The following is a 22,201-nucleotide window of genomic DNA, read 5'->3' on the forward strand; positions in this document are numbered from 1 at the left end:
TGAGAGTTGAGGTAAGTGTGGGATCTGGGCGCCGCTCGTGGCTCGAAACAACGGCTCCGTGAAGCTTTTCTGGCGCTCTAAAGGGAGCAAAGCCGCACCTAAGGGTCTACGCCACGGAGTACGTTAATGGTGACTTGAAAAGACTATGCTCAGGAGACACCAGGGAGGCGTTTGCGGGTAATATCCGCTACGTCTACCTTACACTAAGGGCACATAACCCGCTCGTGTTGCTCGGCCACGGTGCCGTGGACTTGGAGTGCGAAAGTAATGCATTAGGCCCCATCAGGCGTGTAGCTTCGGCCACCTCCGATGTTACGTGGCCGTCGCTACCCGCGTGAATACCTCACCTTGCGCTTAAAGCCGTAGGCTGGAGAGGCTGTCGCGCTTGTATAGGGTATTGTTCGTGAATACGTTGAACCGGGGACAAGTGTCGCCTAGCACCTCGCCTCGCTCCGAGAGGGAAAATCCAGGGTTACCTCGAAGAAGGCCTCTCCGGACTAGTGAATGGGAGTAATGTGACGGTCGCGGCCGAGTACCACCAAGCATTCTCATAAATCTAGTATACCTCGAGGAGCATTCCGAAGAAATTAATAGCTATAGCTACTGAGTAGCCGTCTTAATTTAGGCTTTAAGCCCCTTAATAGTGCTATTTTTTTACCGGAAGCTTTATCCCGAGTTTTTTAACGAGCTCCTTATAGCGATTACGCACAGTAACTTCAGTAACCTTCGCAGCCCGAGCGACCTCTTTCTGGGTCCGCATTTCTCCATTCTGAATTGCAGCAATGTATATTGCTGCTGCGGCTAATCCTGCGGGATCCTTACCTGCGGTGAGCCCCGCGTTTCTAGCTTGCTCGATGATCTCCATAGCCCTTTTGATCGTGGAGCCTGACAGTCTCAGCAACGACCCGATACGAGGTACAAAGTCAGAGGCGTTCGGTAGCGGAACCTTTATTGCGGCCTCCCTCAACAGTAGCCTATAGCATCTTGCCACGTCCTTTCTCCCGGCCCTAGTGTAGAGAGCTATCTCATCCAATGTTCTCGGCAACCTCATTTCTCTGCAGGCTGCATAAACAGCGGCCGCCATCACAGACTCGATGCTTCTGCCTCTCACAAGATTACTGTCTAGCGCTTTTCGGTATATCTCAATAGCTCGGTCCAGGACAGACTTAGGCAGACCGAGCTGAGCTCCAAGCCTCTCAAGCTCCACAACTGCCTGAGCCAGGTTCCTTTCAATAGAGCTTTGGGCTCTGGCTCTCACCTGCCACTTCCTAAGCCTAAGCATCTCTATCTTCTTCCTAAGGCTAATCTCACGGCCTGCCGCGTCGCGCCCAGCCCAGTCGATGTCTGTGACGAGGCTTTCGATCCCAAATCTCGAGATAGGTGCTCCGACCCTACTCCTTCTCTCCCTTTCCTCTGGCGTAAACGCCCTCCACTCTGCCCCCCTGTCAATTTCCCTTTCGCTCATCACGTAGCCGCAGTTTGCACAGATTATTTCACCGCGAGTGGCATCATAGATTAACTTCGTGCTGCCGCACTGTGGGCACTTAAGCTCTTCTTCAGATTCAAATTCTTCTTTTGCATTCTCCCTTTTAGCCATGCCACTCACCCGAAACCTATTTAAGGATTTCTCCAATTTACTTATAAAGTTTTCTGTCAAAGAAGAGGTGTACATGTGCCTATACGAGTTTTCCGCTAGCTTCCCTCAGGAATAGTACTGTGACACCGTTCTTCTCAGCTCTTGTCTTCATTCTCTTATCTGCCGTAGCGAGAATAAGTCCCTCTTTCTTGGCTAGGGATATTAGCGTTGAATCCACGTCTCCCTCTTTGGTCTTCACCTCAATAACTGAGAACAAGTTACTGTGCTTAGAAAGTACATCCTTTAGCATAGCTAGCGCAATCGATGCACTCCTACCTCTTTTGGAAGCCTTAGAGAGAGCAAGCCTCTTTAACTCCTCCACAACAGCATCGGCAATTAAGATACGGCAGACTGTGATTTCACAGTCAAAAAGCACATCTAAGAGGCTCAACCTCCGCTCAGAAACGAACAAGAGAACGCTTGTATCAACTAGCAGTGACACGCACATTGTGTTGCCTCGACTCTCATACCACTACTAACATCGTAATAAAAATCTTCTTGATCTATTGAATGCATTTCATGAAGATTCTCCTTAAGAAGTAAAAGTATTGCTCTACTATCAGAAAAAATATCAAAAACTTTTACAAAAATTTATTTAATTCATGATGAAGCTTTCAACAAGGGCTTCGATGCCTTCGCAAACACCACCTTCGAGGAAAAGAGTCATTATAATGGGAGCCGCAGGTCGCGATTTTCACAATTTTAACGTTCTCTTTAAGAACAACCCCAACTACGAAGTCGTTGCTTTCACAGCTACGCAAATCCCATTTATCGAAAATCGCACGTTCCCGCCAGAACTGGCCGGTCCATTGTATCCTAACGGGATACCGATTTACCCCGAGGATCTCCTGGAAGACCTTATAAGGAAGTACAACGTCGATGAGGTCTATCTTTCGTACAGCGACCTGCGTTTTAACGATGTGATGGATAAGGCAAGCCGTGTTATAGCCGCCGGGGCGAACTTTGTTCTACTCGGAGCTGAAAAAACGATGCTGAAGTCAACTAGGCCAGTTATAGCAGTGACTGCCTCGCGAACGGGGGCTGGGAAGAGTACCATCACACGTCTCATAGCCAGGGGCCTGAAACAGCACGGAGTAAAGTTCGTCGTCGTTAGACACCCGATGCCATACGGTGACCTTAAGTCCAGCGTGGTTCAAAGGTTTGCGTCATTTGAAGACCTAGATAAGTACAAGTGTACAATAGAGGAGCGCGAAGAGTACGAGCCTCACCTCGCCATGGGTAGCATCGTGTACGCGGGAGTTGACTATGAGAAAATTCTTAGAGAAGCCGAAAAAGAGTCGGAGCTCATAGTGTGGGACGGCGGGAACAACGACTGGCCATTTTTCAAGCCTGATCTCTATATAACGGTGGTTGACCCTACAAGGCCGGATGACGTTTTGGGCTCTTACCCGGGTTACGTTAACGTGAAGTTGGCTGACGTTATAGTCGTCAATAAGGTCAACGTGGTCGATAAGTCCGCAATTGAGCAGGTTGAAAAAAGCGTTCGTGAGGTGAATAAAAAGGCAATTATTGTTCATACGGTCTCGGAGGTTAATGTGGATGTTCCTGAGCTTGTTAAGGGTAAACGTGTAGTGGTAGTCGAGGATGGACCTACAGTAACCCATGGGTCGCTGAGCCATGCAGCAGGGTACTTTGCTGCGAAGCTTTACGGTGCTAGAGAGATTGTAGACCCACGTCCTTACGCAGTCGGCACGATCGCTGAGGCGTACAGGAAGTATGCTCACATAGGGCCCGTTGTCCCGGCACTAGGGTACTCTGAAACCCAGATCAGAGAACTCGAGGAGACGCTTAACAAAGTGCCTGCAGATACCGTCGTTCTCGGCACCCCATCAGACCTACGTCGCTACCTCAGGTTAAATAAGCCGGCTGTGAGGGTGTTTTACGAAGCTCGCGATGTAAGCAACCCTGGGCTATTAGAGATACTATCTGACTTTATCACGAAGAAGGTAAAACCTCGGTGAAGATAGATCTTTCTGGACGGTGTTTACTCGAGGCCTCCTGGTAGATAATAATATAATCCTTCGAGAGCAAATATATTCTCAGTCGGTATGGAGGAAGGCAAGGTACTTGTCCTATGCGTGGATAGGGACAACGATGTGGGTGATACTCTAGGCGTATCCACACCGGTCGTAGGAGAAGAAAGCATTCTGAAGATCGCGCTCGACTACATTCTGAGGCGTCCAGAGGACTCAGACTCTAACGCCCTCTTCGCGGCTATCCAAACGTACAGGGAGCTCAAGGCAAAAGGGTATGAGGGCAAAGTCGAAGTTGCCCTGCTGGCAGGCGTGAAGGAGGAGGGAGTTGAAGCTGACATGAAAATACTACGCGAGCTCGACTCTATCCTATCCAAAGATAAGTACACGGGAGCAATACTCGTGTCAGACGGACCTACAGATGAGGCGGTCGCACCGCTTATACAATCCAGGCTTCCACTCATCTCAATTAGGCGTGTGATCGTTCAGCAGTCTCGCGGAGTAGAGGAGACATTCGTCCTAATGGTCAATTACCTAAAGAAGCTCGTGACAGAGGAAAAGTACCGTAGATACTCCCTAGGTTTAACTGGAGCCGTCCTAGTCGCTTACGTTGTCCTCTCGACGCTGGTTCCGCAGTTTGTATGGCCTATCATACTACTTCTCACAGGGGCCGCTCTTTTCGTAAAAGGGTATGAGCTCGACGTGGCACTACGAGAAATCTACGCTTCGAGGCCGATAACGTTCGCCACCCTGCTACTTTCTTCGCTGCTACTGCTCTTGGGCGTTATACAGGGTCTATCGGTCTTCGTCCAAAGCCTCTCCAAGGGGGTCTGGAACGCCCTCGGAGATATGCTTATAGCTCCGGTGGGAGCCCAGCTAATAGTTGTAGATCTACTCGTTCTGTCGGTTGCCCTGCTAATCTTCGGTAAGTTAGTAGACGCCGTCTTATCGCGTAAGCCGCCGCTGTACTCAGATGCCTTCGCGATTACCACGATACTCATATCTCGGCAGTTGCTGGTAGAGGTTGCCAAATACCTCTCCGGAGGAGGTGACATAAGAGCGATTCTAACATGGTCTTTCATAGTTCTAGGGTTCGTGGTTTTCTCGGTAGCAATAATGCCTCTTGAGAGGAAAAGCGGGAGGTAATACTTGGATCGCAACGTAAGTAAGCTACTCCTAGTATTCAAATGGAATCTCGGAGAATGTAGCCAAGTAGACATCTCCAATATGCTTCGTTTATTATCGGGAAGTGGAGTTGTAAGGGAGTTGAGCAGGAACCTCTACGAGGTGGAGGGAAGCGTCGACCTAGGAGAGCTGATGGAGCACGCATACCGGTCTGTAACATTGAGCGACGTCATTGTTGTTAGAGAAGAGGTGGAGATTGGGGATTGTACTCTGGATGCGGAACCAGGAAGCAAGGAGTGGTTTCGCTCAGTCAAGATGGTCATCATTGGTGAAAAACCAAATAAAGTCCGAGTAGTGAACTGCCTTTTGGGAAAATTTATCCAGAAGAGCAACCTCTCCCTTGGTGAAATTTATCCCGAGCATGGCCAAAGATTTTTCCTTCTAGTAGACTTCGCAAGGGAGAAAGCTTACTGGGGTGAGATATTCCACAGCTTCAGGAGAGATAGATTCACGTACCGCTCGCCCGAGAAGAGACCATACTTGCAGTTCTCGGCTCTTTCACCGAAGTTGGCTCTCTTCCTAGTAAACTTATCCACTCAGGGACTCGGTGCAAGTAACGAGACCAGGACGTTTCTGGACCCGTTCTGCGGCTCGGGTAGCACGCTCATCGAAGCGGCTCTTTTAGGGTTTTACGCGGTGGGGGTTGAAATACACTACAGACCGGTTCGGGGGGCTCGGAGGAACGTGATTTTCCACGGCCTCTACGAAAGAGTAGACCTCATACTTTCAGACGCTTCAATGCTCCCTTTAAGGGCGAATGCTGTGGACGCGATAGCATTTGATCCGCCGTACGGCCGGCTCGCCTCCGCGAAGGGGCGAAGCCCCGATGAAACACTCAAACTCGCACTTCGGCGTGTAAAGGAGGCTCTAAAGAAGAGAGGGTCGTGCGTTTTCCTTTATCCATATGAAGGCGCCAATGCAGAGTTGAGGGATTTGGGGTGCGAGGAGATCTGCTGGATTCGCGAGCACTCAAGCCTCACGAGGTCAGTTTGGCGGTGTACTAAATGATCGCCAGGATAATGTTCTGGGGTGTTAGCAGCACGCGGCCTTTCAAGGGAAGGCTGCCTCCCTGCACCGTGGTAAAGCTCGACGGGAGAATTGTACTCCTCGACTCTGGAGAAATGTGTCAGGGAGCATTTGAGTACTTCGGGTTAAGCTACAACTCCCCATTGATTATTCTGATCTCGCATCTTCACGGCGATCATACATACGGGCTGGTGCCACTTTTGGAGTCATTGCAACTGGCTGGCAGGAAGGAACCGGTCGAGATCATAGGACCGCTGGGCGTAGGTGAGATAATTCCGGCACAGCTTTTGCTGAAGCAGGAATACCCGGTAAGGGTATTGGAGATTTTAGGCGACGAAGGCAGAATCCCGCTGGGCGGCGAGGAGCGTCTATCGGTTAGGTACATCAGGGCCCCCCACTCATACATATCGTACTCCTATGTGCTAGAAACACGCGAGAGAATACGTTTAGATGGGAGGAAACTACAGGAAGAAGGCATACCGGGAAAGCTCAGGAGAAGGCTTCTGGACAGGGGACAAATACGCTACAGAGGGAAGGTATACTTCCTTGAGGACTTCACTTTGGACAAAATCCCCGGTTTGAAAATCTCATACAGTGGCGATACGCTACCTAACGCCCGATTTGGAGCAGCAAGCCGGGAAGCAGATGTCATGATACACGAAAGTACATTCCTCCATGCTGACTGGATCGGCAGAGAGAGTATCGCCCACTCAACCTCCCGAGAAGCAGCATACCTGGCGAAGAAAGCTAGAGTCAAGCTTTTAATCCTCACACACTTCAGCACTCGTTACACCGAACTTGAGCCCCTGCTTGAGGAAGCCAAAGCCGTTTTCCCACGTGTTGTGTTGGCCGAGAGAGGCCTGGTGGTGGAGGTCAAAGCTGGGCGACCAAGGGTCATAACTATCATGAGGGCGTAGTAATACTAGTTAGAACCAGTTGCACGCTGTGTGAGCCGACTTTTGATATTTGCCGGCAAAGAATCTTGCCGCTCCTCAGCCGTGACACCTGAACTCGGCTTCTTCGTTTACTGGCCGCCCCTCACGTGTTTCGGGCACAAACCAGTTAAGAAACAGTTCTCGGTCACACTCACCTATGTCGACTAGTACTGATATCGCTCCAAGAGGGCTTTCACCGAACTCGAAGGTGCAGAAGCTGACACGTCCCTGGAAGGCGGCCTGTTTATTCAGATAGAATTTGAACATCTTCTCAGTAGAATCTCTCAAAACATAGCTTCGCGCAGCGTCGAGTATTCTCTGACTTTTGATGAGATTAGACAGCTTCTCGAGAGGTTTGTAAGACTCAGACCGACAGGTTACTTCTCGATAATCCTCGAAATTCTGGATGGAGCACTCATCTTTGCTGAATGACAGTACGTTTAGGATAGCTCTCAGGACCTTTTCCTCAGACTCAGTTGCATAGAGTGGAGCTCGAGCTACAACCATCATACTGTGACCGCAAGGAGAGGGTACTTATAAGCTTATACAGGAGATCTCTCTACTTCTACGTTAAGTAGCTTATTCAATATGTTTTCAACCTTTCTCTGGAGCTCATCGATCTCTATATCTTCGTTGACAACCATGATGTCTGCTAATGCGATGACAGAACCTATTCCGAATCCCAGCTCGCGTCGGTCTCTTTCCACGAACTCCTCCCACGTCGACGGGTCGTCCTTACGCGCCCTCCTCAGCAATCGGTTAAAACGAGTTTTGGGTGAGGAGTGAAAAGCAACCACGACAGCTTCTTTTGCATTCTGCCGAAGATAGTCAAGCTCCTCTAGGCTTCTCAATCCCTCGATAACAGCTACAGTACTCCCTGTTTTGCATGCTTTCTCATAAGCCAGCATCGCCACCGCCGCTTTGCCACTTTTGTCTCGCAACTCCTTGGCTATTCTCGCGAGGTTACTATCATTAACTTCTAACCCTCGCTCCTGTGCTATTTCGCGCACAATGTCACCCATATTTACAACGGGTAGACCCTTTCTCCTAGCAATTTCACCGAAGATGCTTTTTCCCGAACCGGGCATGCCTGTAACCAGTATTAGCTTCTCCACCCTGCATTCCGAGCTGCGCGCTGGCATACTCTTCCTAAGAGATACTCAAGGCTTAAAATTAGTTCTGTTTCAACCCTGAAGCAAAAAGTAAAGAAAAAGGAGAAGAAAAGAATATTTGTTCCTTAATGTTGTTTTAATCGAACTCGCTCTTCTCCTCTCCTTCTTCTTTCTTCTTCTCCTCCTTCTTCTCCTCGAGCTTTGAAGCGCTGATTATGTCGTCGATGCGGAGGATCATCGACGCAGCCTCGGTTGCGATTTTAATCGCATGGTCTTTAACGCTCGCCGGCTCAAATATTCCTAGAGCCAACATGTCCGCGACTCCACCGTTATTTACATCGACACCGTAACCCCACTTCGCGGGGTCTTCGTGGGCAGACCTTAAGTCAGCGATTATGTCGATGGGGTCTAGCCCAGCGTTCTCAGCGAGGGTTCGCGGAATAGCTTCTATCGCGTTGGCAAAAGCCTCTATTGCGAGCTGCTCCTTCCCACCGACCTCGGTGGCGTACTTGCGGAGCTCCCTAGCGATTTCGGCCTCGATCGCGCCACCGCCCGGGACGATGTACGGGTGCTTGAGGACGTCCGCGACAGCGTACAGTGCGTCTTTGAGCGACCTCTCAGCCTCGTCCACGGCTCTCTCGAATCCGCCTCTGACGAGGATTGTGACGCTCTTGGGGTTGGGGCAGCCCTCGACGAAGACCATCTTCTCGTCCGCCACCTTCCTCTCCTCCACGAGCTTCGCGGTGCCCAGGGCCTCGGGCGTGATGTCCTCAACCCTAGTCAGGATCCTCGCCCCAGTAGCCCTAGCAAGCTTCTCCATATCACTCTTCTTCACACGCCTAACAGCCAGAATCCCAGCCTTAGCCAAGTAGTACTGCGCAACATCATCAATACCCTTCTGGCAGAAAACCACATTAGCACCACTCTCCTTGATCTTGTCGACCATCTCTTTCAGTATCCTCTCCTCCTCCTCGAGGAACTGCTGCATCTGCTCGGGAGAGGAGATCCTGATCTCGGCGTCGATCTCCGTCTTCTCGACCTCGAGCGGCGCATCGAGCAGGGCGATCTTCGCGTTCTCAACCCTCTTAGGCATAGCAGGGTGGACAACCTCCTTGTCGACTATGATGCCGTAGACCAGCTGTGTGTCAAGGAAGGCGCCTCCCTTCTTTTTGATGATCTGTATGTTGTCGATATCCACACGTACCTGACCGTTAACCTCCTCTGCGACTTGCTTCACGGCTCTCACTGCTAGGTCTGCGAAGTAGTCCCTTAGGGCGGCAACGGCTTTGCTCCTCATGGATGTTGCCGCAACCTTCTTTAGAGTTTCCACGTCATCCAGGCTTACCTTGATGGCCTTCTGCTTAATGACCTCACGTGCTTTCTCCATTGCCTTCTTGTACCCGCCCACTATTATCGTCGGGTGGATGTTCCTCTCTAGGAGTTTTTCAGCCTCCTTTAGGAGCTCGCCGGTTAAGACCACTGCAGTCGTTGTCCCATCGCCAACCTCCTTGTCCTGAGCCTTAGCCACCTCTACCATCAGCTTCGCGACAGGGTGCTGCACGTCCATTTCATCCAGAATTGTTGCTCCATCATTAGATATTGTTATATCGCCGAGCGTGTCAATGAGCATTTTGTCCATGCCTTTAGGGCCAAGAGTCGTCTTAATGGTCTCAGCGATAGCTCTCGCAACCATTATGTTAAGATGAAGCGCTTCACGGCCAGTCTGCCTCGAGGTTCCCTCCTTCAGTATCAATACAGGAACTCCACCCAGCTGCGCCACCGACGCCATACCCTCACCACCAGGTGATGCCATTTTCCTCGCCTGCACCTCATGAAAATTATCGCTTCTATAAAAATTTTTCTCAACTCACCGCTAAGTTCATACCCATTAGCATCATGCGGCTTCCAGTAGCAGTAACTAAGCCTGAAAGCTTGAGGAGGTGCGGGGGCCGGGATTCGAACCCGGGCAGGCCGACGCCAGCGGATCTTAAGTCCGCCCCCTTCGTCCAGGCTCGGGCACCCCCGCACTATTGAAAGAATTCTACACGCTGTTAAAACTTTTTTCTAGTATTGCAAGACAAGGGCGGTAATTCAGGTGGTCAGAAGGAGAGTAGTTCTGTGCAAAAGTGGGGCCGCCGGGATTCGAACCCGGGACCACCTGGGCCCAAGCCAGGCATCAGGAACCGCTACGGGTTATCCTACCAGGCTGGACTACGGCCCCCGGAGATCCCAGATGAACTTTTATCGCTGGCCAATGTTTATTTTTTTCGGGCGAGAGTGTGGAGGTTGTTGTAGGAACGTGCGGTTTCTCCGGAAAAGGAGGACGTAGAAACTACTACAACTCTTTTAGGGGTGTTGAGGTGCAGGAAACCTTCTACAGGCCAGTGCCGCTCGAAACCCTGCGCCGCTGGAGGAGTGAAGCACCAGAAGGTTTCGAGTTCACGCTTAAAGCTTTCCAGGGAATCACGCATCCAGCCAGCTCGCCGACCTGGAGAAGGGCGAAGGGCATCAAGCCGACGGAAAACCACGGCTTCTTTAGACCAACTAGGGAGGTTTTCGAAGGGTGGGAGTATACGAGAAGCGCGGCTCAAGCCCTGGACGCGAGCGTCGTCGTCTTCCAAACGCCCCCCAGCTTTGGTCCCACAGAAGAGAATGTGTCTAACGTGGACACATTTTTCTCGAAGATAGACAGAGGGTCATTGACTCTAGGATGGGAACCGCGTGGAGAATGGCTCAATCGTCCAGAGCTTCTAGAGGGGATTTTCAAAAAACACCATCTGATCCACGTTGTAGACCCGTTCAGGCGCATGCCCTTAGTCGAGTCTAAGGTGCAGTATTTCAGGTTGCACGGCATAGGAAGAGGAGAGGTAAACTACTCCTATAAGTACACCGAGGAAGACCTGCTCCGCCTGCTCTCCATTATAGAAAGCCTCAGCGCCTCAAAAGTATACGTCTTCTTCAACAATATTCAAATGTTCCAAGATGCGTTGCGCTTTAAAGAACTGCTTGAGAGGCGCTGATCACCTCTCGGCTTCTCGTAGAAACGTCAAGCCGACTCTGGACTCTAGGTGTGTCTTAAGCCGTGAAATGATGTCAACAGGTGTCGGGTCAACCCCCCGTAGGAGAGCGAGAGCTACAGAAGCTACATCGGCTTTGAAAACCAGTGAGAGAAGCTCGCCGGCTCTGCCTCCACCCTCCCCATAGAGGTTGTAGTAGGGAACGCCTTTGCTGCTTAGAAGCTCCTCCAAGAACTCAATCCTAGCCCGCATGTACTCCGGCTCCTCCCGCCCCCTCAAGAAAATTACCGAAAAGTTGGCCAGAGGGCCACTCCAGCCCATTATCTCGTTATGGTTACCCTCAGGGAGCTCGCCGAAGAATGCGTGAACCTTTGAGTTCTCATTTAACTGTGTCTTAAACCTGTAGGCTGGGGAAGTGTAGGGAGAGTACCCGTACACGAGTGGAACCAGACCCTTCGCGACGTCCTCATGGAGTAGCCTGGCTAATGCGGCCCCCTCACTGAAAGCCCCCTCAAGCCTGCTCTGGAGCTCTCGAGCCGCTTCTTCAAGCCAGCTAACTGCGTCGATACCGGTTACAAGGGATAAAACTGAGGTAAGGGCGGAGGTTATATGCGGGAAGGCGGCTCTGGGCGGGATGCCAGGAGGTAAGCGAAGAAGAGGTACTCCCTTCTTCTCCGAGATCTCGGCCATTTTGCCTCCGGACGTGACAGCTACAATCGGGATCCCCCTTTTGAGCCCCTCGGAATAGACTCTCAGGGTTTCCTCGGTGTTGCCAGAATAGCTGACCGTCACGAGAAGGTAGTTCTTGTCTATAAACTTCGGTAGCTTTGCGTCCCTATTCAAGACAAGAGGCTTATCGGTTTTATCCGCGATTAAGTCGTAGAGGAAAAGTCCGCTAATAAAGGAGCCACCCATGCCGCTGACAACCACCCCGCTAAGGCGTGAGAAGTCAAACCTGAGTAAACTCTCAGCTTCCTCCCTGTACCTACGTGTGCTCTCCAGGACGCTGTGAGGTGTATGGATAACGTGTAGGAGCATTCCCGAAGGGTCATGCTTTCTGGCCTCCGAAGAGATCAACGTATATGCCTTGTCTTCCAGCATTGTGATTAAGAGCGTTTATGGCGATTAAAATCCTTTTGAATAACCAAGAAGCTTAACGGCTTCATCAATGGTCAATTTCTGCTCCGTCCAGTTCTCAAGATCCCGGAGGGTCAGACTCCCCTCAGAGACTTCTCGTGCGCCGATGATCACGGCATACTTAGCTCCCTTTTTACCAGCTTTCTCGAGTGTTTTCGAAAGGGATCTACCAGTATACTCAACAGTCACACGTAGAGCCGTCTTCCAGCGCAGTGTCTCTGCCACTTTAATGGCGTATTTTAGCAATTCTTCATCGCTACCTACCGGCACCACCACGGCGTCAAACTCACTGAATGTGACATCAATCCTGCCTAGGGTTCGTAGCACTTCTATAAGCCTATCAACACCTATGGCCATACCCGTTGCCGGCAGACGCGGACCACCCAGAGAGCTTATCAGGTCATCGTACCGCCCGCCACCAGCAACGCTACCAACTTCTCCTCCCAGAGGCGTCTTGACCTCAAAAACAAGGCCCGTATAGTATCCCAAACCTCTGACTATTCCGAAGTCTACCCTTGCTCTCAGGTCGTAAGCGCTTTCAAGTAAATCCAAGGTTCGGGATAAGAATTTCAGCCCCTCGACCGCCTTTTGGGATCTAACCTCTATGTTGAGATCAGCACTTGACAGTTGCTCGAGCATTTTCTCGGCACTTGACCTCTCTGCTCCTAGCCTCGAAAGCTCATCTACAACATATTCTTTTCCTTTTTTATCAAGTTTATCAAGCGCACGTAAAGCCTCGTTGACTCGGTTTTCAGGCAATCCCGTTGACAGGATTAAATCCTCCACGACGCTTCGGTGGCTGATATGGATTTCAAATTCCTGAAGCCCCGCGCTCCTCAAAGCTCTGTGAGCGATTGCTATGACCTCCGCGTCGCCCATTGGGTCATCTATCCCTATAAGCTCAACGCCGGCCTGCCAAAACTCCCTGAGCCTCCCCTTCTGAGGTTCCTCATACCTCCAAACGGGCTGTATGTAGTAGAAGCGTATTGGTTTAGGCATGTCAAGGCGCGAGGCCACGATTCGAGCTATAGGTGTTGTCAGCTCAAATCTTAAACCTAAGTCTCTGCCAGCCTTGTCCTTAAAAGCGTATATCTGATCTACGACTTCCTCACCGGCCTTAGCTATGAGAACCTCGAGGTGCTCGAAGGCTGGGGTCTCGATCTCTCCGTAGCCGTAGAGCTCGAAAACTTTCCTGATGGACTCGCATACCTTCCTTTTAATGTATGACTCCTCGGGCAGCCTGTCCTTCGTGCCCCGCGGTGGCCTTAGAAGTGCCTCTCCGGTCATTTCACTATTCGAAGATTCTCGCAATATATATATTGTCTTTATTTCGGACTACCCTCGCTTGAACGCGGGTCCCCGTTGAGAGACCTCTGCCCCCGCCAACCAGCGTGACCACCCTTCCCTTAGAGACCCCAAGTAGCTGACCGCTGAGCCAACCGGGCCCAACAACCTTGACCGTAATCCTCTCCCCTACTTCGAAAGCATAAGGCACTCTCTCAGCCTTTGTGATCCCAAAGTCCCGCGGACTTAGCACGAGTTTTACACTATACTCATCCTCCCACTTGCGTAGGGCATGGTAAAACTCCTTCCAAGATAGAGGTTTAATCCCAGGCACCTTTCTTCCGTATTTGTGCGCCTCGTACTTCTGGATTCCTAGAGGAGGCCACTTTTTACCCGCCCCTATTTTAAGTGCCCACTCAATGATCTGCGGAATCTCGGAGTCGTTGTATCCAGGAACCCAGACAGGGGCTATGAGTAAGTCCATCCGCAGGCTCGACGCTATGTATTCCGCAACCCTCATCACGCGGGTAACATCGAACCAGGGCGTGCCGGAAAGTAGTTTAGCTCTCGTAGCATCAATGGCATCTACCGAGAGGTTAATCCGGTCTAGACCAGCCTCGTCCAACTCTTCGGCTAGCCTCTCAGAGAGCAGAGCTCCGTGGGTCTCGAGGGCAACGGTGAGTGCTAAGCCTGAGTTTTTCAAAAGCCGTACAAGCTCAACTATTTGGGGATGAGTAAGGGGGTCTCCCACGGCGTCTATGTAGGCGTGAGCGGCGTCGAGACCTTTTACGCGAACACTCCAAGCATACCACTCAACCAGGTACCTGGGGGAAACAACAAACTCGGCCGTCCGCATGCGAGACCGAGGTCCAGCATCAACGGAGCAGAAGATGCAGGAGAGCGGACAAAAAGAGGTAGGCCTAAGTTGCAGGAGGTTTGTTCCCCGGTCGATCACTCCGAAGGCTATATGCCCGATAAGGGGAAGTTCCCCGTCGATTCTGTAGAGGGCTCTCATCCCAATCCCTTAAAAGAACAAGCCCTCCTCCTCTTCCTCCTCCTCTTTCCTCCGTCTGAATATATTGCGTAGCTTCTCTGTGAAGCTCTCGCTCTCCTCTTCCTCCCCCCCAGCTCCAGTTTCGAACATGTGCCTGAACGTGGAGATGGCAGAGTACTTCTTGTAGGCTATAAGCCCCGCTACGCTGACTATTGTTGCAGCGCCTATAACGGTGGCGGTCTGCAAGAGGGTGAGCTTGAGTAGTGGAGTATCCACCAGGATATCGAAGAAGACGGTGACCTCCCTCTCCTCTCCGCTGAGTCGCTGAGTATACGAGGATGAACCGTACACGACTTTTACTCCAAGGGTCGCCCCTGGAGGGGCAGGGACGCTTGAGAACAGCGCGTTTCCACCCTGGTCTGTAACATCGTGCGCTGTGAACAGCGTTTTGTTTCCAGTGAGAACCTCCACCTGCACTTCAGCTCCCATGATCGGCCTGTTGAACCAGCTCTTAACACTCACTTTAAACGAGACGAGTGGAACCTGTATCGTTGCGTTCCGAGAAGCAGTGCTGATAACTTGGTCCGCTACAGGAACATTGCTGCATTGTACGATTACCCTCGCATCAGCCCTCGGAAGGTTCTTGAAGAAGACCTGTCCGTCGCGCACAGTGCCCGAGACCGAGAGCGCGCCCGCCGACACGTTGACAAGGCACCCCGTTACCGGATCGTTGTTCTTGTCAATTACTCGCACGGCGAAGTCATATACAGGGATCGTGGACTCGATGATTCCTGATCCGCCTACGCTTGTGAGTGTTGAGGACTGAGCCCCCGCGTACGAGACTTCGACCCTTACGTTGCCGCCCAGCGGTAGGACACCTAGTAGCACAGTTTTATAGCCCTCGTTTCCCTCAGATAAGCTGGAAGTGGACCAGAGGAGTATTTCTTTCCCACCTTGGATGTAAAAGGCTTTTGCTGAAACCCCTCTTGGTATTGTGCTTGACCCCTCAGGCTTGAATACCACGTAGGTGAAAACTAGGGGGAGCTGTATATCTGAAATTAAGTCTCTCATGTTTACTCGGTCGCTGTACAGCTGACCCACCACGGAGCTAGTCACGGTCAGGCTGTAGCTTCCTGGGACCCCTTCCGCTATCTCTAGCGTGTTTGAACCTGAAAGAGTGTAGCTCCTTGTCTCGCCGAGAGGGGTTACTACGGTAACCGTTAAGTCTTGGGATACCAGAGGCTTGCCGCTGGCGTCGAAGAGTCTTAGCATTATGTTGCGCATGACACCGACTGTCACAGTGTAATTCCAGCTCCTATTGTCTACAGCGATAACCGTTTCAGCTATCTTCTTCCCGTGAAGATAAATGCGTAGCGTGTAATCTCCGGTAATAGCCCCCTGCAGTTTAAGCGCATCTTGGGATAAGAAGTCAACTCTGCTCACGAGAACACTGGAGTAGTACACCTCTGCGGAGCCGTTCAGCCCGAGAGCCGAGGAGCCATCGGCGAGCCTGAAGTTGAGCACAAGCTGGCTCCAAACTGGTAGGGGCACTACAACGGGAGGGGTATCGCAGCTCACCATAACATTGCCAGACTTGGTGACGTTCCCGTAGTTTCCCCAACGATACGTTACAGAGTACTGGAGGTTACCAAAGGGTAGCCAAACGTCCACCGTGTCGCCAGTCCGAGGAGACAGTTTGAGAGCTGAAACCGAGAGTTCGTACCCCTGAATGCCCCTCATCATGAGGTCAATGGCCCTGAACTGCACTTTTGAGATGTTAGCTCTTACGCTCACCTCAGTTGAATTATAGACTGGGATTTCCCCCTTATACACGAGGAACCCGAGGTATTTCACGATCAGGGAGTAGTTCCCAGCTGGAATAGTAACGAGAAGCGTGTCCTGATCTTGAAAGGGCCAGGTCTGATTACTACCCTTAAGCTCAACGGTGAGGTACTTCAGGTATTCTGCAGCAATCTTCTCACCCTTGCAGGAAAAAATCTTTACGGTGACGTTAAAGCTGGTTGCGTTTGCAAACTCTGTTTTCCCGGGGTTTGAGGAGGTGCTTGAATAACCGTGAATACACACTAGGCTGACCAGCACGCTTAGCGCGAATGATGCCAGCAGGAGTCGGAGTGTGCTCACGTTCAGTGCGTAGAATAGAGGTTAGGGTATTAAACGGTTGTTGTTCAAGCCCCTGTAACCGACGGCGCTGTTGCACGGGGAGTTGCAGACCCTCATGAGCAATTGTGTGGCGATGGTTTGTGCGCGAAGAGCACCAAAAGCATTAAAACTCCTACGCGGAATTAAGGCAGGTATGTCCGTCGACCAGAGTCTAGTTGCGAAGTACCAGCAGGCTATTGATGAGCTTCGAGCAGTTGTGCTAAACCTTCAGCAGTATAAGGCGAGGTTACTAGAGGTTGAGAAGACGCTGAGAGAGCTCGAGAAGACGCCAGACCAGTTTGTCTATAAAGCAATGGGGGGAATCCTCATGAAAGTTCCCAAGGAGGAGGTTTCCCGTGACCTCGCGTCCGAGAAAGAACTGCTTCAGGTGAGGATCGAGGAGTTCTCCAAGAGGGAGAAGCTTTTACGCGAGCGAGTCAGCTCGCTTGAAAAGCAGCTCAGAGCGTCGCTTCCATCGCCTAGTGGGACTGCGGAGTGAAGGGTAGCACCGTTTCCGAGCCTGATGCTCACGATATTGTTGATGAGGTAATACTCTTTGCGCTCAGGCGGATAGAGGAGAAGCTCCCCTACGATCCAAGTCTCCAGGTGATCGTCTCCGTGTTCCTGGGCGAAGACTGGCCTTACGACTTTTCTGTGGAAGTACGCATTTACTCGAGGGTGCTAGACAGGGAGAGGCTTGCAAAAGTGGCAGAAGAGGTCGCGGAGGAGGCGATAAGCCTGGCTGAGAAGAAGTTGCGCGAAAAGGGCTTAAAACCCTTACCTTAGGTGTGTGCTCGGTGGATTTAGACCGTGCTGAGGAATTCCTCAGGAGTTTTACAGGCAAAAAGCTCATCATAACAACTCACAAGAATGCGGATCCCGATGCTATTGGTTGCGCCTTTGTGGTCAAAAAAGTGTGCTCTAGCTTAGGCGTTGAGGCTGAAGTGTGCTTACCAGAGGGGCCGAGTAGTGTTTCGAAAAAGATTATGGAGACTCTCGGCGTCCAGTGGCGGGAGAGGTGCCAGGAGGCCGACGGGGTAGTCGTCTGCGACACGTCAAACGCCGTGATGCTGGGGGATATCCGACCCCTGCTCGAGGCAGAAACGGATATACTTGTGATAGACCACCACTTCCCGCCCGGCATACTTGCGGAGAGGGCTAAAGCGTCCGTTATAGCGCGAGAACCCGCCTCGACGGTGATCGCCGTCCTGCTGGCCGATAGGCTGAAGGTGGAGATCGATAGCAGGACAGCTCTAATTGCCTTAACAGGCATACTATACGACACGAGGAGATACCTCTACACGTCTCCTAGCACATTTCTCGCCAGCAAGATTCTGCTCGAGAGCGGAGCCGACTACGCTCAGGCTTTAAAGTTAATAGAGGAAAAGGAGGACCGCTCCGAGCTAATCGCGAGGCTTAAGGGTGTTCAAAGGGCAAGTATAATCGACGTTTGCGGTTACATAATCGCCGTCACCGAGTCAAGCGCCCACGAAGCATCCGTAGCAAGGACGCTCGTCTCACTGGGAGTCGACCTGGCGATAGTTCTAGGAGGCCATGACGCGACGAGAGTCAGCGTAAGAGCCTCCGAGAGGCTACTGGAGAGAGGCTTTGACAGCTCCAAGCTCGTATCCAGCGTTGCAAAGATGCTTGGAGGAGAGGGGGGAGGGCACCCCGGCGCCTCGGGGTATACAAACCTCGCCTCAAAGAAGCTTAGAGGGATTCGGAACAGAACGCTGAGACAGTTTTTGTTAGACGCGATCGCCGAGGTAATGGCGTTCTGCGAGCAAACGGTTTAAAACCGCAACACAAAACATGCAGGTAACCTCTAGTGCCTTGTCGATGCACATGGTATTCCTTGAGGCGAGGACCGCTGCAGTTCTGAGGTCTAGGAGCGCTAGTCGCGCAACTCCTGATCCCCTTACATCCGCTGGAAATGAGGAAGGATAAGGTCAAGCACCAGAGGAGGCAAGGGAAAACTTAAAAAGTAGCATTGCTTCGGGATCAGCGGGCCGCCCGTTTGTCTCGAAGGCTTTCTACTCAGGCAAGGAAAGCCCTGGCAGAGGGGAGAGTGAAAAAGATTGAAATCGAGGGTTTTGGGGCAGGGGAAAGAACCGTTGAACTCTATGCTGTAGAGAGCAAAGACAGGAAAAGGCTTCACATTGTTGTTCCCGGCGTTTTCTGCTCCTGTGAAGACTTCCTATTCTCGGTTTTCTACAGAGGCAGGTCGAAAGCCTGCTACCACATGATTGCAGTAGAGCTGGCCATAAAGGAGGGTGTTCAGCTGAAGAAAGAGCGCATCAGCTTCAACGAATTATACGTAAAGTTTCTCTCAAGCCTATCCTAACGAGGCTACTCAGCAACAGCCCGCGACTGCAGCATCCCAATCACTGGTAGTGGGCACGCCCATATCAGCTACTCGTGTCGATGTTTAAGCCACGGCTGGCGTGTCTGCCACTTCACTGGTCTGAAAAACACTTTCCCGGGTGGACACGGGGGGCTCATGATGAACGGCTCTCCAGGCTGTATACCTGGTGCTTCTGGTGGCGAGAGCGCTACTCAGCGGTCTCAGCTGCCTCAGGCGTTGTAGCACCACCATTAAGCCTGTGAGCTCGAATCTCCCGGCCATATGCCTTGACACTTGCCTCGAGTATAACTGCACTGGTGGGTCGGGGGCATGATCCTTTACGTGCACTGTGACAGCCGCAGACTCAAGCCCCACAAGCGTTACTCGGCACCCTACTCCTCTAACCCGCGATGGCAGGGAAGGCGCACGTCGTACCGGGAAGAGATTGGGGAAAATCTAATAAAATGTGGTATTGCTGCGCGTAGCCGCTTGAGTGATACGACCGATCCATTACTCCTAAAAGAATCCATTCGGCATAGTGAAATCATAGGTGTGCCACGCATGACCCATGTTCGCATCTAAGGATTTAAAGGTAAAAACGTTTTAGTAAGATGACCGCAGAATTCAGGTTAGCGCAATGGAGAGAGTACCAAGCGCAGACAACGATGTTCAGCGCGTAGTCGAGGAGGTTTTGAGGAGTAAGCCCAACCTCACCCGAGAGCAGATTGAGAGGATGATCGACGAGAAAGTCAAAGAGTTCGGAGGGATAATAAGGAGAGACGCAGCCGCCCTCATGGTCGCGAAGGAGCTGGGGGTAGTTCTTTCTCGCGAGTCAACTCCCTCATCCCTCACGGTTTTGAAGATCAGGGATCTCGCCTCAGGTTTCCGAGGCGTTGATGTCGAGGGCCTAGTGGTGTTCAATTCTGGTTTGAAGCTATCGCCTACAGGTAAGAAGTACCTGCGTTTCGCTATAGCCGACGAGACTGGCATCATCTGGGGGGTTCTATGGGATGAGCAAGCAGAAAGCATCGGAAAGGCCTTAAGGGTGGGCACCAAGGTGAGGCTTATTAAAGTGTCCATTAGAAGGTACAGAGAGAGAAACGAAATATACTTCGAGAAATCCTCCTCGGTTAAAGCTCTAGCTCAGAGCGAGCTGACAGAGCTTCTTCAGTATATCGAGAGGCATAAACCGGGAACTCGAGTAATAAGAGTCGTGAGGGGCGTCGCCAGAGCCGGCAGGCGCTGCATTTACGGTGTTAGTTTAGATGGGTGTGAGCCAGCGGTAGTGATCCTACCGGCTACGACAGCCCCAGAGGCGGACCTTGTCGCTACGAGCGGTTGTAGCGAGTTTTCCAAGAAGGGCATCCTCACCATAAGATGCGATGCCCCCTCGCAAGTATCCGCTGTTCCGAGCGGTGAAGGCGAGGTTTCGCTCTGCACGCACGCTCAGAGCAATGAGCTGTTTGGGTTTAAGGCTGAAGTCTTGGGCTACCTTCTCTTTAGAAGAGAGGGAGGGCGGGTTTACTTGGCCACTGAAAACAGCAAAGATGGGATAGCCGTTCAGCACCTCGTAATATTCCGGGACACCAGTCTTGCCATGCTCGCTGGGACCATTGGAAAAGTTTGTGAAATTGTGGGGGCTTATTCGGTAGACGGTACTTTTAGAGAGAGCGAGTGCCTCAATGCCGTTGTTATAGAGAGCAAACACCCGTCAAGGTATGTATTCTCGAAGTTCACGGGTCAGGCAGGGCACATTTTGAACAGGGCCGCGGTGATATCTCTCAACTCTCGCCTTCGCTGCCTAAACGGTAACCCCTTATTCCACCTATCCATGGTTCTTGACGATGGCGTGGCGACGCTACGTGGTATTAGCAACAGCGCAAGAGTTTTTGAGAAAATATACTCGATGAACGTCAAGGAGGGGTGCGAGTACACCCCCTCGGCCTTGGAGAAAATTCTGTCCTACGTCAACCAAGAGCTTTTGGGGACAGATGTCCTGCTAAGAGCTAGGATGATGCCTGGTGACCAATACTCGTTGTTCGTAGACGACGTAGCTTTAGTGTAAACCACGGACACATAAGTACTTATATCTAGGCTGACATCTTCTAGAGGCAGGCTGGTAGTATGGGAAGGCGCAGGCGGAAGCGTGCACGTCCGCGTTTGGTTCCCAAGAGGAAGCTACCCACGGTGTTCCAATGCCCCTCATGCGGAGCGACGGCTGTGAGCGTTTCAGTCACTAAGGGCAAGGAGAAGAAGGCCATAGTGACCTGTGCGAACTGCGGGCTAAGAGGCGAGTACGAGTATAATCCTTACCTGCACCCAGTGGATTATTTTAGCAAATTCCTAGATGATTTCGAGGCAGGCAAGCTTGTGACTGTTGAGAAACCATCGAGCGGTGAGGAGGATGAAGAAGAGGTGGGTTAGGGAGTACATTTTAGAGCGAATAAGGGAGCGGGGCGCCATACATATGACTCTACTTGACCCAGACAAGACGCCGCCGGAGCAGGCCTCTAAGATAGCCAGAGAGGCCTTCGCGGCTGGCACCTCAGCTATCATGGTGGGGGGTAGCACGGGCGTCTCTGAGGGTATGACGGACGAGCTGGTTCTCGCTGTCAAGAAAGCTGTGGATATACCGGTGATCCTCTTCCCGGGGACTCCTACGGCGCTGAGCAAGTACGCAGATGCGGTTTGGTTCCTCTCCGTCCTAAACTCGCAGAACCCTTACTTCATAGTGGGGGCCCAGGTGCAAGGCGCGCCGATCGTTAAAAGGTACGGGCTCGAAACCCTTTCGCTCGGGTACATCCTCATGGGATCCGGAGGGGCCGCGTCGCTTGTTAGCTACGCTAGACCACTACCCTTCGACGCAACCGAGGTGGTGGTGGCCTACGCGCTGGCGGCGGAGTACATGGGCTTTAACTTTGTCTACTTGGAGGGCGGGTCCGGTGGCCACCCCGTTCCCCCCGCTCTCGTAAGGATGGTTCGAGAGAACGTGACGATACCCATCATCGTTGGGGGTGGAATAAGGGAGCCGGAGACCGCCAGAGAGCTAGCCAAGGCAGGTGCCGACATCCTCGTCACTGGAACGATTGTCGAGGAGTCCGAGAATGTGCAGGAGAAAGTTAGAGAGATTGTGAAAGCTATGGAGGAGGGGGCTAGGGCCCGAAGACTCCGAGATGCGCCATGATCACGATCAACGCTAGAAGGAAAGTCCCGGCTACAACGACCTCGGGCCTGACCTTTATCCCTCCTATGTCCTCCTCGTAGAACGTCAGCAGACCTGCGGCTGGAAGCGCTGTAGGCTTCCGTTCTTTCTCGCCTTTGCTCCCTTTCTTGCTTTTAGACCCGCTTTTGCTCATAGATAGCTCAAGTATAAGCTA

22 protein-coding genes and 2 tRNA genes are annotated in these 22,201 nt (G+C 51.8%); 12 read left to right on the forward strand and 12 right to left on the reverse strand.

Annotation, left to right across the window (positions count from 1 at the left end; all coding sequences use genetic code 11):
• Nucleotides 1–646: 646 nt before the first annotated feature.
• Together MOV14_RS06420 and MOV14_RS06425 are read right to left on the reverse strand one after the other, a co-directional pair.
• A complete protein-coding gene (locus MOV14_RS06420) occupies nt 647–1,597 on the reverse strand; it encodes a transcription initiation factor IIB (RefSeq protein ID WP_318536507.1) in 951 nt (316 codons plus the stop codon).
• A 79-nt stretch (nt 1,598–1,676) separates the two neighbouring features.
• Nucleotides 1,677–2,078 (reverse strand): hypothetical protein, encoded by a 402-nt coding sequence (locus MOV14_RS06425; RefSeq protein WP_318536508.1) that lies wholly within the window; start codon nt 2,076–2,078, stop codon nt 1,677–1,679.
• A gap of 187 nt (nt 2,079–2,265) precedes the next feature.
• Between MOV14_RS06425 and MOV14_RS06430 the strand changes: the two genes are divergently transcribed.
• The 4 genes from MOV14_RS06430 to MOV14_RS06445 all read left to right on the forward strand — a co-directional run bounded on the left by MOV14_RS06430 (nt 2,266) and on the right by MOV14_RS06445 (nt 6,758).
• Complete coding sequence (locus MOV14_RS06430) at nt 2,266–3,618, forward strand: cyclic 2,3-diphosphoglycerate synthase (RefSeq protein WP_318536509.1); 1,353 nt, start codon at nt 2,266–2,268, stop codon at nt 3,616–3,618.
• Nucleotides 3,619–3,705: 87 nt separating this feature from the next.
• Nucleotides 3,706–4,776, forward strand: a complete 1,071-nt coding sequence (locus tag MOV14_RS06435; RefSeq protein WP_318536510.1) for a DUF373 family protein — start codon at nt 3,706–3,708, stop codon at nt 4,774–4,776.
• Nucleotides 4,777–4,779: 3 nt separating this feature from the next.
• Nucleotides 4,780–5,823 (forward strand): TRM11 family SAM-dependent methyltransferase, encoded by a 1,044-nt coding sequence (locus tag MOV14_RS06440; protein WP_318536511.1) that lies wholly within the window; start codon nt 4,780–4,782, stop codon nt 5,821–5,823.
• Nucleotides 5,820–6,758 (forward strand): ribonuclease Z, encoded by a 939-nt coding sequence (locus tag MOV14_RS06445; protein ID WP_318536512.1) that lies wholly within the window; start codon nt 5,820–5,822, stop codon nt 6,756–6,758. Before MOV14_RS06440 ends, MOV14_RS06445 begins: the two co-directional genes overlap by 4 nt.
• Nucleotides 6,759–6,833: 75 nt before the next feature.
• Here MOV14_RS06445 and MOV14_RS06450 read toward each other — a convergent pair whose 3' ends face one another.
• The 5 genes from MOV14_RS06450 to MOV14_RS06470 form a co-directional block, all read right to left on the reverse strand.
• Nucleotides 6,834–7,286: an RNA-binding domain-containing protein gene (locus MOV14_RS06450; protein WP_318536513.1), complete on the reverse strand. Its 453-nt coding sequence runs from the start codon at nt 7,284–7,286 to the stop codon at nt 6,834–6,836.
• Between the two features lie 32 nt (nt 7,287–7,318).
• Entirely contained in the window at nt 7,319–7,918 is a 600-nt protein-coding gene (locus MOV14_RS06455) for an AAA family ATPase (protein ID WP_318536514.1), read from the reverse strand.
• 106 nt (nt 7,919–8,024) lie between these two features.
• Nucleotides 8,025–9,677: a thermosome subunit beta gene (gene thsB / locus MOV14_RS06460; RefSeq protein ID WP_318536515.1), complete on the reverse strand. Its 1,653-nt coding sequence runs from the start codon at nt 9,675–9,677 to the stop codon at nt 8,025–8,027.
• 152 nt (nt 9,678–9,829) lie between these two features.
• Nucleotides 9,830–9,914 (reverse strand) — tRNA-Leu (locus MOV14_RS06465).
• A 101-nt stretch (nt 9,915–10,015) separates the two neighbouring features.
• A tRNA-Pro gene (locus MOV14_RS06470) sits at nt 10,016–10,109 on the reverse strand.
• A 58-nt stretch (nt 10,110–10,167) separates the two neighbouring features.
• On the opposite strand from MOV14_RS06470, the gene MOV14_RS06475 reads away from it, so the two are divergent.
• Nucleotides 10,168–10,908: a DUF72 domain-containing protein gene (locus MOV14_RS06475; protein WP_318536516.1), complete on the forward strand. Its 741-nt coding sequence runs from the start codon at nt 10,168–10,170 to the stop codon at nt 10,906–10,908.
• Here MOV14_RS06475 and MOV14_RS06480 read toward each other — a convergent pair whose 3' ends face one another.
• Genes MOV14_RS06480 through MOV14_RS06495 form a run of 4 tightly spaced genes read right to left on the reverse strand, consistent with a single transcriptional unit; the run spans nt 10,909 to nt 16,462 of the window.
• Nucleotides 10,909–12,006 (reverse strand): bifunctional phosphoglucose/phosphomannose isomerase, encoded by a 1,098-nt coding sequence (locus tag MOV14_RS06480; protein WP_318536517.1) that lies wholly within the window; start codon nt 12,004–12,006, stop codon nt 10,909–10,911. It abuts the gene before it with no gap.
• Nucleotides 12,007–12,030: 24 nt separating this feature from the next.
• Complete coding sequence (gene hisS, locus MOV14_RS06485; RefSeq protein WP_318536518.1) at nt 12,031–13,329, reverse strand: histidine--tRNA ligase; 1,299 nt, start codon at nt 13,327–13,329, stop codon at nt 12,031–12,033.
• Nucleotides 13,330–13,333: 4 nt separating this feature from the next.
• On the reverse strand, nt 13,334–14,341 hold the full coding sequence (locus MOV14_RS06490; RefSeq protein ID WP_318536519.1) for a radical SAM protein: 1,008 nt from the start codon (nt 14,339–14,341) through the stop codon (nt 13,334–13,336).
• A 9-nt stretch (nt 14,342–14,350) separates the two neighbouring features.
• A complete protein-coding gene (locus tag MOV14_RS06495; RefSeq protein ID WP_318536520.1) occupies nt 14,351–16,462 on the reverse strand; it encodes a hypothetical protein in 2,112 nt (703 codons plus the stop codon).
• A 172-nt stretch (nt 16,463–16,634) separates the two neighbouring features.
• Here MOV14_RS06495 and MOV14_RS06500 point away from each other — a divergent pair, with 172 nt between their 5' ends.
• From MOV14_RS06500 to MOV14_RS06530, 7 genes are all read left to right on the forward strand, one after another.
• Nucleotides 16,635–16,979: a prefoldin subunit gene (locus MOV14_RS06500; RefSeq protein WP_318536521.1), complete on the forward strand. Its 345-nt coding sequence runs from the start codon at nt 16,635–16,637 to the stop codon at nt 16,977–16,979.
• Nucleotides 16,976–17,266: a hypothetical protein gene (locus tag MOV14_RS06505; RefSeq protein WP_318536522.1), complete on the forward strand. Its 291-nt coding sequence runs from the start codon at nt 16,976–16,978 to the stop codon at nt 17,264–17,266. The genes MOV14_RS06500 and MOV14_RS06505 overlap by 4 nt, the downstream gene beginning before the upstream one ends.
• Nucleotides 17,267–17,277: 11 nt before the next feature.
• Nucleotides 17,278–18,276 (forward strand): DHH family phosphoesterase, encoded by a 999-nt coding sequence (locus tag MOV14_RS06510; RefSeq protein ID WP_318536523.1) that lies wholly within the window; start codon nt 17,278–17,280, stop codon nt 18,274–18,276.
• 221 nt (nt 18,277–18,497) lie between these two features.
• Entirely contained in the window at nt 18,498–18,824 is a 327-nt protein-coding gene (locus MOV14_RS06515; RefSeq protein WP_318536524.1) for an SWIM zinc finger family protein, read from the forward strand.
• 637 nt (nt 18,825–19,461) lie between these two features.
• On the forward strand, nt 19,462–20,889 hold the full coding sequence (locus tag MOV14_RS06520) for an OB-fold nucleic acid binding domain-containing protein (protein WP_318536525.1): 1,428 nt from the start codon (nt 19,462–19,464) through the stop codon (nt 20,887–20,889).
• Between the two features lie 59 nt (nt 20,890–20,948).
• Nucleotides 20,949–21,248, forward strand: coding sequence for a hypothetical protein (locus MOV14_RS06525; RefSeq protein WP_318536526.1), 300 nt, complete (start codon nt 20,949–20,951; stop codon nt 21,246–21,248).
• Entirely contained in the window at nt 21,229–22,008 is a 780-nt protein-coding gene (locus MOV14_RS06530; RefSeq protein ID WP_318536527.1) for a geranylgeranylglyceryl/heptaprenylglyceryl phosphate synthase, read from the forward strand. Before MOV14_RS06525 ends, MOV14_RS06530 begins: the two co-directional genes overlap by 20 nt.
• Here the strand turns inward: MOV14_RS06530 and MOV14_RS06535 are convergent.
• Nucleotides 21,977–22,180, reverse strand: a complete 204-nt coding sequence (locus tag MOV14_RS06535; protein WP_318536528.1) for an SEC61-beta family protein — start codon at nt 22,178–22,180, stop codon at nt 21,977–21,979. The two genes, MOV14_RS06530 and MOV14_RS06535, sit on opposite strands and share 32 nt — an antisense overlap.
• Nucleotides 22,181–22,201: the final 21 nt, after the last annotated feature.

The organism is Infirmifilum sp. NZ, assembly GCF_022693705.1.
In the GTDB taxonomy this organism is placed as follows: Archaea; Thermoproteota; Thermoprotei; order Thermofilales; family Thermofilaceae; genus Thermofilum.